General features: G+C 67.7%; 12 protein-coding genes. 2 read left to right on the top strand and 10 right to left on the bottom strand.

Annotation, left to right across the window (positions count from 1 at the left end; genetic code table 11):
• Positions 1–76: 76 nt before the first annotated feature.
• Genes QZL85_RS09990 through QZL85_RS09980 form a run of 3 tightly spaced genes read right to left on the bottom strand, consistent with a single transcriptional unit; the run spans position 77 to position 1,751 of the window.
• A complete protein-coding gene (locus QZL85_RS09990) occupies positions 77–682 on the bottom strand; it encodes a hypothetical protein (protein ID WP_295576442.1) in 606 nt (201 codons plus the stop codon).
• Entirely contained in the window at positions 679–1,212 is a 534-nt protein-coding gene (locus tag QZL85_RS09985) for an RNA polymerase sigma factor (protein ID WP_295576440.1), read from the bottom strand. Before QZL85_RS09985 ends, QZL85_RS09990 begins: the two co-directional genes overlap by 4 nt.
• A 56-nt stretch (positions 1,213–1,268) precedes the next feature.
• Positions 1,269–1,751: a hypothetical protein gene (locus QZL85_RS09980; protein ID WP_295576439.1), complete on the bottom strand. Its 483-nt coding sequence runs from the start codon at positions 1,749–1,751 to the stop codon at positions 1,269–1,271.
• A gap of 142 nt (positions 1,752–1,893) precedes the next feature.
• Here QZL85_RS09980 and QZL85_RS09975 point away from each other — a divergent pair, with 142 nt between their 5' ends.
• Positions 1,894–3,162, top strand: a complete 1,269-nt coding sequence (locus tag QZL85_RS09975; protein WP_295576438.1) for a wax ester/triacylglycerol synthase domain-containing protein — start codon at positions 1,894–1,896, stop codon at positions 3,160–3,162.
• Between the two features lie 26 nt (positions 3,163–3,188).
• Here the strand turns inward: QZL85_RS09975 and QZL85_RS09970 are convergent, their stop codons facing one another.
• The 5 genes from QZL85_RS09970 to QZL85_RS09950 all read right to left on the bottom strand — a co-directional run bounded on the left by QZL85_RS09970 (position 3,189) and on the right by QZL85_RS09950 (position 10,035).
• Entirely contained in the window at positions 3,189–4,232 is a 1,044-nt protein-coding gene (locus QZL85_RS09970) for a family 43 glycosylhydrolase (RefSeq protein WP_295576437.1), read from the bottom strand.
• A gap of 26 nt (positions 4,233–4,258) precedes the next feature.
• Positions 4,259–6,847 carry an alpha-L-rhamnosidase gene (locus QZL85_RS09965; protein WP_295576436.1) on the bottom strand — a complete coding sequence of 863 codons (2,589 nt, stop codon included), beginning with the start codon at positions 6,845–6,847 and terminating at the stop codon, positions 4,259–4,261.
• 1 nt (position 6,848) lies between these two features.
• Positions 6,849–7,757 (bottom strand): carbohydrate ABC transporter permease, encoded by a 909-nt coding sequence (locus tag QZL85_RS09960; RefSeq protein ID WP_295576435.1) that lies wholly within the window; start codon positions 7,755–7,757, stop codon positions 6,849–6,851.
• Positions 7,758–7,759: 2 nt separating this feature from the next.
• Positions 7,760–8,644, bottom strand: coding sequence for a carbohydrate ABC transporter permease (locus QZL85_RS09955; RefSeq protein WP_295576433.1), 885 nt, complete (start codon positions 8,642–8,644; stop codon positions 7,760–7,762).
• A 71-nt stretch (positions 8,645–8,715) separates the two neighbouring features.
• Positions 8,716–10,035, bottom strand: coding sequence for an ABC transporter substrate-binding protein (locus QZL85_RS09950; protein WP_295576432.1), 1,320 nt, complete (start codon positions 10,033–10,035; stop codon positions 8,716–8,718).
• Positions 10,036–10,271: 236 nt separating this feature from the next.
• On the opposite strand from QZL85_RS09950, the gene QZL85_RS09945 reads away from it, so the two are divergent.
• Positions 10,272–11,279 (top strand): LacI family DNA-binding transcriptional regulator, encoded by a 1,008-nt coding sequence (locus QZL85_RS09945; RefSeq protein ID WP_295576430.1) that lies wholly within the window; start codon positions 10,272–10,274, stop codon positions 11,277–11,279.
• Between the two features lie 115 nt (positions 11,280–11,394).
• Here the strand turns inward: QZL85_RS09945 and QZL85_RS09940 are convergent, their stop codons facing one another.
• Complete coding sequence (locus QZL85_RS09940) at positions 11,395–13,686, bottom strand: cation-translocating P-type ATPase (protein WP_295576429.1); 2,292 nt, start codon at positions 13,684–13,686, stop codon at positions 11,395–11,397.
• Between the two features lie 11 nt (positions 13,687–13,697).
• Positions 13,698–14,306: a DUF305 domain-containing protein gene (locus QZL85_RS09935; protein WP_295576427.1), complete on the bottom strand. Its 609-nt coding sequence runs from the start codon at positions 14,304–14,306 to the stop codon at positions 13,698–13,700.
• Positions 14,307–14,380: the final 74 nt, after the last annotated feature.

Here is a 14,380-nt window from a genome sequence, read left to right as displayed (position 1 = left end):
GCCGGATGCCTGCCGCCGCCAGAGGCCTGCTTTCATGCGGCGTGCGGCGACGGAAGATGCGGAGGAAGGTCGCCGCTCACCGCCCCTGGAGATCGGCCGCGTCGCTGTAGAGGTCCTCGAGCTCGGGCGAAGCGACTCCGCTCAGCCCGCAGCTGAGGATGACGCCGTCGCTCGTCGCGAGGAGATAGGTTGCCCCCTCCTCGAACACGAGCGGACCGCCATCCGAGATCATGCCGTCACCCTGCGCGACCTCCACGACGGGCGCGGCCTCTCCGGTGAGCGTCTCGGTGACGAGGAGCGTCACGATTCCGCCGGAGATCCCGCGCACGTCGGCTCGGAACAGGGTGTCGGAGAAGTCGGCGAGCATCCCGGCGTCGGGGGCGATGCATTTCGCGGCGATGCCGCCCGGCACCTGCTCGAGCGTCATCGGATCCTGCGCGGGGACGTTCGAGACGGAACTCGCGATGGCCGCGCCGATGACGACGGCCGCTGCCGCCGTGGCCACGAATCCCCCGATGAGCGATGGGCGAACCCAACGCCGCGCGGGAGCGCGGCGCTCATCGGCATCGAGAGCCCGCCGGGCCAGAGCGATCGCCTGATCCTCCCGAAGGGAAGCGGTGCCGGAAGTGGGATCCGCGGCGGTGATCGTCGCGCGCTGCTGCGCAGTCTGGTCCTGAGTCATGATGTCGTCCTTTCGTCTACCGCGATCTGTCCGGAATCGGCGGCATCCTTACCGAACTGGTCGGCGAACCGGCGACGGGCTCGGTGCAGACGCACCGCGGCCGCGTTGGCGGAGATCGCGAGGACGGTGGCGATCTGCGCCGGCTCGAGGCCTTCCCACGCCCAGAGCCGGATGATCTCCGCATCCGCGGGACGCAGACGGGCGAGGGACGTCCGGACGGCCTCCGCCGTTCCGTCGTCAGGTTGCGGCGGCGTGGCCGTCTCGACGATCCGCCGTGCAACACGATTCTGACGACGCTGCGCGCGTAGGGCGTTCGCGAGCTGCAGCCGCGCGATGCCGATCGCCCATGCGACTGCCGCTTCGGGCACATCGTCGAAGCGACGCCAGAGCACGATCAACGTCTCGGCGAGGACATCATCCGCCGTCGCCTGATCCGTGCGCCGCCTGAGGTAGCGGCGCACGGGGTCGGCGACGGCGACGACGAGTGTCTCGAAGTCGCGGCGCCTGTCGGCGGTCTGTCCTGTCTCCACGCCTGTAAGTGTCCACGACGGGCGGGGTTCTTACAGGGCGAGCGTCCGCTGTGCGGTCAGGACGGCGGCTGGCAGCCCGTGACCCAGAACACCTTGTGCTTCGTGTCGGCGCCGATCGAGCCTTCGGCGTTCACGGTGAGCTTGATGTGGTAGCCCTGGATCGGGTGCGGTGCGCCGAGCTGGCTGATCACGTTCGCGAGGTTGTAGGTGACTTCGGCGTCGAGGTCGGTGCCGCCGCCGGCAGCGTCCTCGCCGATGAACACCGAATCCCAGAGCAGCGGCGTGTCCTTGCCGGTCGGCGCCTGGCCCTCGAAGGTGACGGCGGCGTTCAGGTCTCCCATGTCGAATCCGTAGAAGTCGACCTGGAATCGGCATCCGACGTGCGGCTCGTTGTCGGGATGTGTATCGAAGGCGACGCCGTCGATCTTCACCGTCCCGTTGTCTCCCGGCGGATCGGCCGCGGCAGGTGCCGCGAGCGCGAGGCCCAGACAGGCAGCCAGGGCGACACTGCCGCCGGCGATGTGGGCAAGTCGAGACATCTTCATTTCGTACCCCAGTTCTGAAGAACACCGCTGCCGCCCCCCGGCAGCTGACTTGGCACGGAGCGTAGCACCGGGAATGTGGGCGCGACAGGGTCCCGCTCACCCGCGAGCGGCGGCGCTCGCGGGCTACCGTGATGACGTGGATGCCGGGACAGCGAGGCTCGCGGCGGTGGACGAGGCGAATCTCGTCCTCGATCATTCAGGGCAGGTCAATGTCTTCCTGGTGTGCGCGACGCTGGCGCCGGGCGGTTTCGTCGCCGAGGACGGAGCTGCCGACATGGGCGCGCTGCGGCGCGCGGTTCGCACACGGATCGGCGCGCTGCCCGCGCTCGGCCGGAGCATCGTCACCGTCGGCCCCCGGCATCGCTGGCGGGTCGCCGAGCCCGACCTCGCGCAACACATCCGGCTCGACCCACCCGTCGACGGGGTCCCCGGGCTGGAAGCTCTTTGCGCTCAGCTGATGTGCCGGCCGCTCCCGCGCGACCGGCCCCTGTGGGAGATCCTGGTCGTCCCCATGGGGCCGGGCGAGGTCGGGGTGGTCTTCCGGGTGCACCACGCTGTCGCCGACGGGATGGCTGCGGCGGAGATCCTCCACGGCCTCTTCGACCCGGATGAGCACCTCATCTCCCGCGCCGTCGCGCCGTCTCGACCGTCCACCACCGGCACGGAGACTCACGTCGGAGCACTTCGGTATGCACGGCGGATCATCGAGGGGGTCCACCGCGTGCTGTTGACGGGGCTGCGACGCGCCGTCCCACCCACCGTCCTGCTCGGCGAACGCACCCCGCACCGCGGCGTGGCGTTCCTTCGCGTAGATCTCGCGCCACTGCACGAGCGCGCCCACCTGCGCGGCGCGACGGTCAACGACGCTCTCCTCTCCGCCGTCGCCGCCGGGTACCGATCCGCTCTGCGCGCGGCGGGCGAGCCGATCCCCGCCGAGCTGCCCGTCTCCGTCCCCGTCGCGCTGCCCCGTCGGGCGAACGCCGGCAACCACGTCGGCGTGATGCTGGTGCGGTTGCCGCTTCACGAGGCCGATCCAGAGACACGGCTGGGGCTGATCGCCGCGCAGACGCAGAAGCTGAAGGTCGAGGCCCGGAGCCAGGGCACGTTCGAGTTCATGCGCGGCCCGATCGGAGCCCGCCTCTTCGATCGCCTCGCGCGCCAGCAGCGTCTGGTCGCCGGGTTCGTGACGAATGTCCCGGGTGCGGCAGGCGCGTTCCAGCTGGCGGGCGCCCCCGTCACTGCGCTCTGGCCGGTCGGAGTCCTCGCCGGCAATGTGCGCCTGGGTGTCGCCGCGGTCTCCTACAACGGCACCCTGGCCTGCGGCATCCACTTCGACGCGGGCACGGTTCCCGGGGTCGATTTCAGCCGCGCGATGGCTGCCGAACTCGGGGCCCTAGAGGTGTGAGCTACTGCCGGTGTTCGAGGCGTGCGTCAGGCGTCTTCGTACTCGTCGGGACTCCACTGGTCACGCCACTCGATGACGGGTCGATCGCCCTCGAACCGGATCGGGAGCAACACATAGTCGGCGATCGAGGTGTCGACGTAGGCGAACTCCGCCATCGGCTCATCGCTGTCCTTGCCGGGCGCGAAGTGCTCGATGAACGCCTGTTGTGCGCGTTCGCCGTGGTCGAGGTAGCGAGGAAGCCACCGATCGGCGACGGCGATGTACAGGTCCTTCTTTCCCGGGTGGCGGAACACCGACGAGATCTGAGAGTGGAACGACGTACGCGACGCGTCGGTCGGGTGCAGGTCACCGAGCACCTCGTATGGCCCGTGGTACGACCGGGAGACGGCGGCTTCGGACGGGTTCGGGTAGTACCCCGTCGTCCCTGAGGTCAGGAGGTACTGGAGGCGGTTGCGCCGGAAGTGCGCGGGGGCCTCCCGCACGAACGGGGGCTGCGGCTGTGGGAAGTGGGTGGAGTAGTACCCGGTGACATCCGTGTAGTCGGTCGTGAGGTCGGCGCAGATCATCTCCGAGTGCACCCGCTCGAAGTAGTAGTACCCCTTGCCGTCGTGCGGATCGACGACGAGGTCGAAGTCACCGGCCGACATGTCGAGCGGCCGTAGCCACGTGCGGACGATCTCGTACGGGCCGAGGATGCCGTCGGCGGTGAGGACGGTGGAGCGCTGGACGGATCCCTTCGTCATGACCTTCACCCAGCAGACGAACTTCCGGGTCTCTGCGTTGTAGATGATGTGCGGACGATCGAGTCCTTGGGTGGGATGCAGGGGGGAGCTCTCATCGTTCTCGTCGGGCGGGATGATGAGGCCGCGGTCCGTCCAGTTGACGAGGTCGGGGGACGAATAGGCTCGCACTCCCCAGTGCCAGATGCCGCTGCCGGGTGTCGAGCGTTCCTTGTTCTCGCCGTACCAGTAGTGCACGCCGTCCACGGTGATGATCGATCCGCCATGAGCATGGATGCGCTTGCCCTCGGTGTCCAGCCAAACCTGCCCGGGCGTGATGAAGTTCTGCATGTTCGCCTTGTCTGTCGATCGTGGGGTCAGGCTTCGACGGCGTCGGGCCGCCGCCAGCCGAGGAACGGAGCATCCGGGTCGCCGGCCGCCGGACGGAAGGTGGTCTGGAACGTGTGCGTGCCGGGTCCGACTTCGATCTCCTCCCCGGTGCCGGGCAGGACGAGGACGCCGGTGGATGCGGCCGGAACCTCGACGGTGATGTCCAGAGCGCCACCCGCTCGCGCCCAGCGGATGGCCGCTGTTCCCCGCACACTGTCGTAGCGCGCGCCGGCGTGCTCCAGACCGCCGCCGGGACGCGGTTCGAATCGGATCCGCGCCCAGCCCGGCGCCTCGCTGGCGAGCCCGGCGACCGCGCGATGCAGGAAGTCCGCCACTGCACCGAGGGCGTAGTGGTTGAAGGAGGTCATGTCTCCCGGATTGATCGATCCGTCGGGCAGCATACTGTCCCAGCGCTCCCAGATCGTGGTCGCCCCCATGCTGACGGGATACAGCCACGAGGGCAGCTCCTCCTGCTGAAGGAGGTGGTACGCGTAGTCCATGCTGCCGGCGCGGACGAGCGCGTCGCAGATGATCGGCGTGCCGACGAAGCCCGTCGAGATATGGAACCCGCCCTGCGCCACGAGCTCGAGCAAGCGTGTCCCGGCATGGGCCGCCTGCTCCGGGCTCGCGAAGAGATCGAAGATCAGGGCCACGGCGATCGACGTGGGGGTGTCACTCACGACCCGACCCGACGCGCTGATGAACTCCTCCTGGAACGCTCGCGTCGCCGTCGCCGCGAGTGCCCGGTAGTGCTTCTCGTCCTCGTCCCGGCCGAGCAGCGCCGCGGTGTCTGCGACGATCCGAGCCGTGCGCACGTGATAGGCCGTCGCGACGAGGTACTTGTCGGTGTGCGACTTGCCCGGATCATCCGGCGGTGCCGTCGGGTCAAGCCAGTCGCCGAGCTGGAATCCGTCGTTCCAGAGCCCGGTGCGCCCGGCGAGGTCGTCGACGAGATCGACCCACGCTCGCATGCTCGGATACTGGTCGGCGAGGATGCGGGTGTCGCCGTCGTTCAGGTACATCTCCCACGGGACGATCACCGCAGCGTCCCCCCACGCAGCCGTCGGGAAGTTCGGGAAACCGCAGTCCACCCATGGGACGAAGTTGGGGACATGCCCCTGCTCCGCCTGCTCCAGGGCGACGTCGCGAAGCCACCCGGTGAGCGTGCCGTGCGCGGCGAAGAGGCGGAGGGCGGTCGGGGCGAACACTTGGATGTCGCCGGTCCAGCCCACCCGTTCGTCGCGCTGCGGGCAGTCGGTGGGGAGATCGACGAAGTTGTCGCGCATGCTCCACGTGACGTTCGAGTGGAGCTGGTTGAGCCCGGAATGAGACGAGTCGAACCATGCCGTCTGCTGCATGCCGGTGTGGATGACGACGGCCTCCACATCACCCTCGGTGAGCTCGCCGGGCCAGTTCTCGAGCTCGGCGTACTGGAAGCCGTGGATCGTGAAACGGGGCGAGTAGATCTCGTCGCCGGAACCGGCCGCGATGTAGGTGTCGACGGAGGTGGCCGCGCGCAGCGGGCGCGTGCCCAGCTCTCCGTCCTCGATCACCTCAGCGTGGTGCAGTCGTACCGCGTGCCCTGCACTCGCGCGCAGGCGGATGCGCAGGACGCCGGAGATGTTCTGCCCGAAGTCGAGCCGGATACGACCGCCGGCGCGACGCTCCGTGCTGATCGGGCGGAGGATCTCGGTCTCCTGCACGGGAAGCGCCGTGGGTGCCTCGAGCCGAGCCTCGAACGAGTCCCTCGGGAGGACTTCGGCGCGCCGCCACGTCTGTGCGTCGAAGTCCGCCGTGGACCACGCGGGGTCGAGGAGACGGGCGTCGAAGGTCTCGCCTTCGTAGAGCCCGACGGCGGTGATCGGTGAACGCTCCCACGTCCACGTCAGCGGGACGTGATGGTGAACGCCGTCGACCGTGGTGATCTCGAGCTGGGCGAGGAGGGCGACGTCGGGGCCGTAGATGTCCCAGACTCCGCCGTCGAACCCGATGTGCCCTCGGTACCAGCCATCCGCGAGCCAGGCCCCGACGACGTTCGCTCCCACCTGGAGGGCTGCCGTGACGTCATGCGTCTGATAGCGGAGTCGATGGTTGTAGCTCGTCCAGCCCGGCGCCAGGATGTCCTCTCCGATGCGTCGGCCATTGAGCTCGAGCTGGTACACGCCGTGAGCGGTCGCGTAGAGGCGCGCGTGCTTGACGTCAGCGGCCAGGGAGGTGGTGTCGAAGAGGGCACGGAGGAGGTAGGCGGGCCGGGGAGCCGAGCGGTCGGCGGTGAGGGACGGGGATACGAACTGCACTCCCCAGTCGTCACCGATGCCGGCCTCGATACGCACCTCGGCCGAGTCGCCCACCCGCAGGAGCCCGCCCGCCCGCGGCGAGAGCGGCGCGAAGGGCCATCCGACGAGTTGGGTGCGAAGTACGGTCGCTGTCTCCTGACGTCCGTCGTCGTGCGTGAAACGCAGCTCGAAGGGGCCGGGGCCATCGGCGACGAAGGAGATGCGCGGCGCCGCTTCGCCGATGCCGATGGTCTTCCCACCGCGACGGTTCTCGAGCCAGAGCTCCGTGATCTCGGTCATCTCAGCCCTTCACCGACCCGGCAGTCAGGCCCTTCATGACCTGCTGATTGAGGAACAGGTAGATCAGAAGCGTCCCGAAGACGTTGACGGCGATCGCGGCGAAGGTCGGACCGTACTGGACGGCGCCGTACTCACCGGTGAAGTTCAGAAGGCCCACCTGGATCGTTCGCAGGTCGCTGCTGTTGGTGAACGTCAGGGCGATGAGCAGGTCGTTCCACAGGAAGAAGAACTGCACGAGTCCGACGGTGAACAGTGCGTTGCGGACGAGGGGGAGACCGATCCGCCAGAACAGACCGAAGACGCTCGCCCCGTCGATGGTCGCCGCCTCGAAGACCTCGCGCGGTACCGCGCGGTAGAAGGTGGCCATCATGAAGACGGTGAGGGGGAGGCCGGTCGCGACGTACGTCAGGACCAGCGGCCAGAGCGTTCCGGTGAGGTGGAGCTGGAAGTAGATGGTGAACAGCGGCAGCAGGATCATCTGGGTCGGAATCATGATCGCCGCAAGGAACAGGAGGAGCACCGGACCCCTCCCCTTCCACACCATGACCTCGAGCGTGAAGCCGGCGGCGACTCCGAGGAGCAGGATGATGGCCAGCGAGGGGAAGACGACGATGACGGAGTTGACGATGTACTTTCCGAAGTCGCCCGTCGTGAAGACCTCGACGTAGTTCTCGAGACCCCACGAGGCCGGCAGCGACCAGAACGGGTCGTTGAGGAACTCGCTCTGGGTCTTGAACGAGCCGAAGAACATCCAGACCATCGGGTAGATCTCGATGATGAGCAGGACGGCGATGATGGCGCGCATCGGCAGCCGCGCGAGGAAGTCTCTCCCGCCGCGACGGCGTCGCCCGACGTCGCGCCGGGCGACGGGGTCGTTCAGCTCGGTGACGATGGCGGTGGTGGCGCTCATGATCAGCCCTTCGTCAGGTCGTTGCGTGTGGAACGGAAGATGAAAACGGTGAACAGGAGGCACAGGATCGTCAGCATGAGGGCGATGGTGCTGCCGTACCCGTAGTCGCCGTAGGCGAACGAAGTCCGGAACATGTACAGCGTGAGCGGTGTCGTCGCACTGCCGGGTCCACCGTTGGTGAGCGCGACGATGGTGTCGAACACCTTGAGCGTGCCGTTGATGCTGAAGATCAGCGATGAGAGCAGCACGGGGAGGGACAGGGGCAGGACGATGCTGCGGATCAGCTTCCAGCCGGATGCTCCATCGATGCGCGCCGACTCGAGGAGATCGTCGGGGATATCCATGAGCCCCGCGTACAGCAGCACGGCGTAGAAGCCCATGGAGCGCCACAGGTCCATGAGGATGATGATCCAGAACGACGCCGTCGGCGTTCCGAACCAGTCGACATTGCCGCCGCCGAGGAACTGGATGAAGGTGTTGACCGGGCCCGTCGTCGGCGCCGCCTCGAAGAGACGCTGGAAGAGAAGCGCGACGGCGACGGTGGGGAGGACGACGGGGAAGAAGACGACGGTCCGGATGATCCCCGAACCCTTACGGAGCCAGAACACGTACATGAGAGACAGCAGGTAGCCCAGGCCGACCTGAAGGACGGTCAGCACGAGCGCGTACCGGAGCGTGAACAGCACGGCATCCCATGCGGCGGGGTCCTGGAAGAACTTCGCGAAGTTGTCGAGACCGGCGAACGTGAAACCCGTGATCGGGTTCCCATCCTGAACCGTGTAGAAGAGGGACCAGATGATCGGGACCAGCATCACGAGCGTGTGGATGAGCAGCGCGGGTCCGAGCAGGATCAGGATGGCGCGCTTGTCGCCCAGGACTTTGTGCATGAGTGTTACTCCTCGGTGTGACCGGTCGACCGGGGCGAGCGGTCGTGCTGCCCGCCCCGGTCAACGGATGGTCATCCTTCGTCGTTGGCCGCCTGGACGATCTTCATGAAGTCGGCTCCGCTGATGGAGCCGCTGACCAGGGCGCCGCCGTTCGTCTGGCTGACGCTGGTGCCCTTCGACGTGAACTTGGCCTCGAACCACAGGACGCTCGACGGAGCATTCTGGATGGTGTCCTGAACCACCTGCGTGGGTGCGGACAGGCCGGCGGGGGTCTCGCTGAGCGCGAACCCGGAGACGACACCGGAGTCGGCCAGAACGGTGTCGCCGTAGTTCTCTGCGATGCATTTCAGCCATGCCTTGGTACCGTCATCCGCACCCTTGGCAGAGAGCATCACGGGGATGCCCACGTTGGCGGGAATCTGGTCGATGCTGCCCGCGCCGCCTTCGACAGCGGGGAAGGGCGCGAAGCCGACGTTGTCGACGCCGATCTGGTTCTGCGCCTCGTCGTTGAAGTTCGCCAGCGCCCAGCTGCCCATGTAGAAGAAGGCTGCCTTCCCGGTGAGGAACTGGTTCATCGCCGCGTTGTAGTCGACGGATCCGATCGCCTCTCCGAAGTAGCCGGCCTTCCCGAGCTCGCTGACGGCGTCCGCCGCCGCGACGTACTCGGGGTCGGTCAGCTTCGCCTCGCCATCGGCGACCTTCTGGAGGGCGTCCGGCCCGAGATCGCGGAAGATGTAGTCACCGACGAGGCGGGTGACGGGCCAGCCGTCTTTGCCCGCCGCGGCGAACGGCTGCACGCCGGCGCCCTTGAGCGTCGCGGCCGCGTCCACCAGGGCGTCCCACGTTGCCGGGACCTCGAGATCGTTGTCGGCCAGGAGCTGCTTGTTGTACCAGAATCCCTCGATGTTGAACTCCGTCGGCAGCGCGTACAGGTCGCCGTCGCCGTACAGAGCCTTGATCGTCGACTCAGCCGCGGGGAGCACCTTGTCTGCCACGCCGAGCTCGTCGAGCGCATCCGAGAGGTTGAGCACCTGACCGGCCTTGATGAAGTCCTGCATCAGCGACGGGGTGCCGGCCGCCATCTGCATGTCGGAGAGGCCGTTCTGGCTGGCGAGGAGCTGCAGCTGCTGGTCCCACTGGGTTCCGGCGATGTCATCCGCCTTCAGGGGCGCCGCCTCGTCGGCCGCCTTGCACTCGCCCGACGCCAGCGTCTCCAGCGTTGTGATGATGGTCGTGTTCTCGGTCTGTCCGAGGTACGAGAACTCGCCGTCCGATTCTCCGGACGGCGACGGGTCGCCGGCGCCGCCACAGGCCGACAGCGCGAGGGCGCCGGCACCGAGCAGAGCAAGGGCGGGAACGAGGCGCCGAACGCGCCGTGATGCTGTGGTCACAATTCCTCCTTGAATGCGACGCCTCTTTTGAAGCGCTTCACAAGAAAAATGGCAGACGGAAAGAGGCTCTGTCAAGACGTCGTGATAACGAAAATGAATCGCTTCAGTCAGAGTCGCATCCCATTAAGCTTGCCTGACGAGCTATCGCAGTCTCGACCCAGCGGGCTCGACACCGACGTCGGAAGGAGGCGAGCGTGGCCATGGATCCCCGTGGGGGCTCTCGTGCGCAGCCGAGCATGGCTGACGTCGCTGCGCACGCCGGAGTCGCCATCGGTACCGTCTCCAACACCCTCAACAGCCCGGGCAAGGTTCGGGAAGCGACGAGACGGAAGGTTCTGGCAGCGATCGCCGAACTCGGGTTCGTGAGAAATGACGCGGCCCGTTCGCTCGCGGCCGGCAGCAGCACGTCCGTCGGGCTGGTCCTCGCCGACCTCGGGAACTCGTTCTTCGTCGACATCGCTCGCGGTGTGGAACGCGTGATGCGGCGGCGCGGAATGGATGTGCTGATCGTCAACACCGACATCGAGCCTGCCCGCGAGGTCCACAACCTCGAGCTCCTCGATCGCTCACGGGTCGCCGGCATCATCATCGCGCCCTTGGACACTCCCCTGGCGAAGTCGCCCGTCCTCCCCACGCGTTCGACGCCGACCGTCCTCGTCAACTACGAGTCTCCGACACTCTCGTATTCCGGTGTCATCGTCGACGAGCGCCACGGTGGCCTCCTCGCGGCGAGTCATCTCCTGAGTCTCGGGCGGCGACGACTGCTGTTCGTCGGAGGGCCGCTCTTCCTGACTGCGGTCTCGCAGCGGTGGGAGGGTGCGCAGCAGGCTGTCGCCGGACAGGCGGACGCGACGATTGCGCTCGAACAGACGCGGGGCGTGAACATCCGGCACGGGCGCGAGGTCGCGAAGCGCCTGATCAGGGCTGGGGCGGGTGCCTACGACGGCATCATCGCGGGTTCGGATCTCGTCGCCATCGGCCTGATCCAGGTGCTCAACGAGATCCCTGGGTTCGCCGTGCCGGTCGACATCGCCGTGACGGGGTACGACAACAACCATTTCGCCTCGGAGAGCGCCATCCCGGTGTCCACTGTCGCGCAGCCGGGAGAGGAGATGGGGAGCATGGCAGCCGATCTCCTCCTGGAACAGATCGAACGCCCGGAGTCGCCGAAGCGAACGGTCACCCTCGAGCCGCGCATGATCCCTCGATCCTCGACTCTCGGGGACGTCTGGCGTCGCGACTGACGCGGGCCCCCGCAACGAGCGCCGTGACGTCTGCCCGGCGCGTAGGACCGTGCCCCGTTCGCCCGGCGGGCGCGGCCCGCACCTCCGTCGGGCTTCCGCTTGACCGCGTTAGGCGTCAAGCGCTTTGAGTCGGCAGGCGCAAGCGCTTGAGGAGAAGCGCGTTGACGGCGACGATGACACTCGACCCGGACATCGACAGCGCGGCGATCTCCGGGGAGAGCATGATCCCGAATGCCGGATAGAACACCCCGGCGGCGATCGGAAGGGCGGCCGCGTTGTAGCCGATCGCCCAGCCCAGGTTCTGCCGCATCTTGCGCAATGTGCCCTTGCCGATCTTCAGCGCGATCGCGACGTCGAGCGGGTCGGAACGCATGAGCACCACATCCGCGGTCTCGATGGCGACGTCGGTGCCGGCACCGATCGCGATGCCCAGGTCGGCCTGGGCGAGGGCCGGGGCATCGTTGACGCCGTCGCCCACCATCGCGACCTTCCTCCCGGCGGCCTGCAGCTCGGCGACCTTCGCGGCCTTGTCCTCCGGGAGGACGTCGGCGATGATCGTGTCGATGCCCAGCAGCGCTGCGATACGCTCCGCCGTCGGCCGATTGTCGCCGGTGAGCATCGCGACCTCGACGCCCTGCTCGTGCAGGGCGTCGAGGGCGGCCTTCGCGCTCTCGCGGGGCGCGTCGGCGAGCGCGATGACCCCGGCGATCCGCCCGTCGACGGCGAACATGATCGCGGTGCGTCCGGAGGCTGCCAGTGTGTCGTGGGATGCCTGAACGGTTGCGGTGTCGATGCGCTCCGCGGTCATCAGGCGGGCGTTTCCGAGGACCACACGCCGCCCGTCGACGGTGGCGACCGCGCCCTGGCCGGTGATGTTCCGGAACGCGGTGGCATGTCGTAGCGGGACGTTGCGCGCAACGGCGTACGCGACGATCGCGGTCGCGAGGGGATGCTCGGACTCCCGCTCCGCCGCCGCGACCAGTCCGAGCATCTCGAGTTCGTCGCCGGCGACGGCGAGGTAGTCGGTGACCTCGGGTTCACCCTTGGTGAGAGTGCCGGTCTTGTCGAAGACCACGGTGGTGATGCGTGCGGCGGTCTCGATGCCGTCCGCTGTCTTGAACAGCACGCCCCGCCTCGCGCCGAGGCCGGTGCCGACCATGATCGCGGTCGGTGTCGCCAGCCCGAGGGCATCGGGGCACGTGATGACCACGACGGTGATGGCGAACAGGATCGCCGTCGGCACCGCTGCTCCTGCCAGCATCCACACCAGGAAGGTCGTCGTTCCGCCGATCAGGGCGACGAGCACGAGCCAGAACGCGGCCCGGTCGGCGAGCCGCTGCCCCGGAGCCTTGGAGTTCTGCGCCTGCTGGACCAGTGAGACGATCTGGGCCAGCGCCGTGTCGGCGCCGACCTTCGTCGCTCGCACCCGGAGAGTGCCGACCGTGTTGACCGTCGCGCCGATCGCGTCGGAGCCGGGAGACTTCGACACCGGCATGGACTCGCCGGTGACCATCGACTCGTCCACCTCCGACTCCCCCGACTCCACGACTCCGTCGGTGGGCACCTTGGCGCCCGGCCGCACCAGCATCAAGTCCCCGGGCACCACGTCGGAGGTGGCGATCTCGACCTCCTGGCCGTCGCGGATCACGACCGCCTGCGGGGGTGCCAGCTCGAGAAGCGTGCGGATGGCGTCATTCGCACCGCCGCGGGCCCGCATCTCGACCCAGTGCCCCAGCAGCACGAACGTGGCGAGCACGGTCGCCGCCTCGTAGAACACCTCGCCGCCACCGGCGAGGGTGACGAAGAGGCTGTACAGCCAGCCGGCGCCGACGCCCACCGCGACGAGGACCATCATGTCCAGGGTGCGGGCGCGGAGCGCCCGGTACGCCCCGTCGAAGAAGATCCAGGCCGAGTAGAAGATCACCGGCAGCGAGAGGATCAGTGCGAACACGTCGTCGCGGAGCCCGAAGGGTGCCGGAACACCGAATCCGAGGACCTCTCGCCCGATCGGCGACCACAGGGTGATCGGTATGGAGAGGATCAGCGCGACCAGGAACCGGCTGCGCATGTCGCGGATCATGGCATCCATCGACATGCCGGCATGGTGGCCGCCGTGACCCATCATCTCCTGCGGGGAGTGCGCGCCGGGCTCTTCTGTGGGGTCGCAGATGTGCTCGGGGACGGATTGACCGGCGCAATGGTAGCCGCACTCGATGACCCACTCCTGCAAGCGCGCAACCGAGGTCGTGCCGGGATCGTACGTGACGGTCGCGGTCTGCGAGATGGGGTTCGCGTCGACTCGGATGACGCCGGGCCGGCGGGCGAGGTGAGCTTCGGTGACGTTGGTGGAGGTCGCGCGGATCATGCCGCTGACCTCCAACGTGACGGTTCTCGGTGTGCGGTTCATCGCGACAGTGGCTACGAGCGTCCGAGAAGATCGCGCATCGTGGCGATCTCGGCGGTCTGGTCCGCGATGATCTTGTCGATCAGGGCGATGACGTCGGGGTTCTGCGCTCCGCGAAGGGCCATCTCGCCCATGTCGATCGCACCCTCGTGGTGGACGATCATCTGATCCAGGAACAGCCGCGCGGCCTCGTCGCCCGACGCGTCCTCGAGAGCAGTCATGTCGCCGTCTGACATCATCCCGTCGTCGTGCCCCATGCCGCCCATGGAGTCCTCGTCGTACTCCACGTTCCACTCCTCCAGCCACGAGCGCATGGTCTCGATCTCCGGACCTTGGGCGTCCTTGATCTTCTGGGCGAGCTCGGTCACCTCGTCCGGGATGCCGGCCTTGTCGAGGAGGATGTCGGCCATCTCGATCGCCTGGTCATGGTGCGGGATCATCATGATGAGGAACATCTGGTCGGCGGCGCTGAAGTCCGCGCCGGGTTCGTTCGTCTGGGTCATCATGCCGCCGGGCCCATTTCCCATGCCCGGTGTGGTGCCGTCGGCGGCGGCGCAGCCTCCCAGCGTGAGGGCGGCGGCGAGCAGGGCGGAAGTCAGCGCGGTTCTGCGCAGTGCGTCCATGTGAAACAACGTCCTTTCGTATCAGTCGACATTCGGGTGATTCGGTGCCCGGGCAGGGCGATGCGATCCTCCGA

The sequence above is a fragment of the uncultured Microbacterium sp. genome (genome assembly GCF_900078385.1).
Lineage (GTDB): Bacteria > Actinomycetota > Actinomycetes > Actinomycetales > Microbacteriaceae > Microbacterium.
The sequence above is the reverse complement of the archived record's forward strand: the minus strand, read 5'-3'. Positions and strand labels throughout refer to the sequence as shown.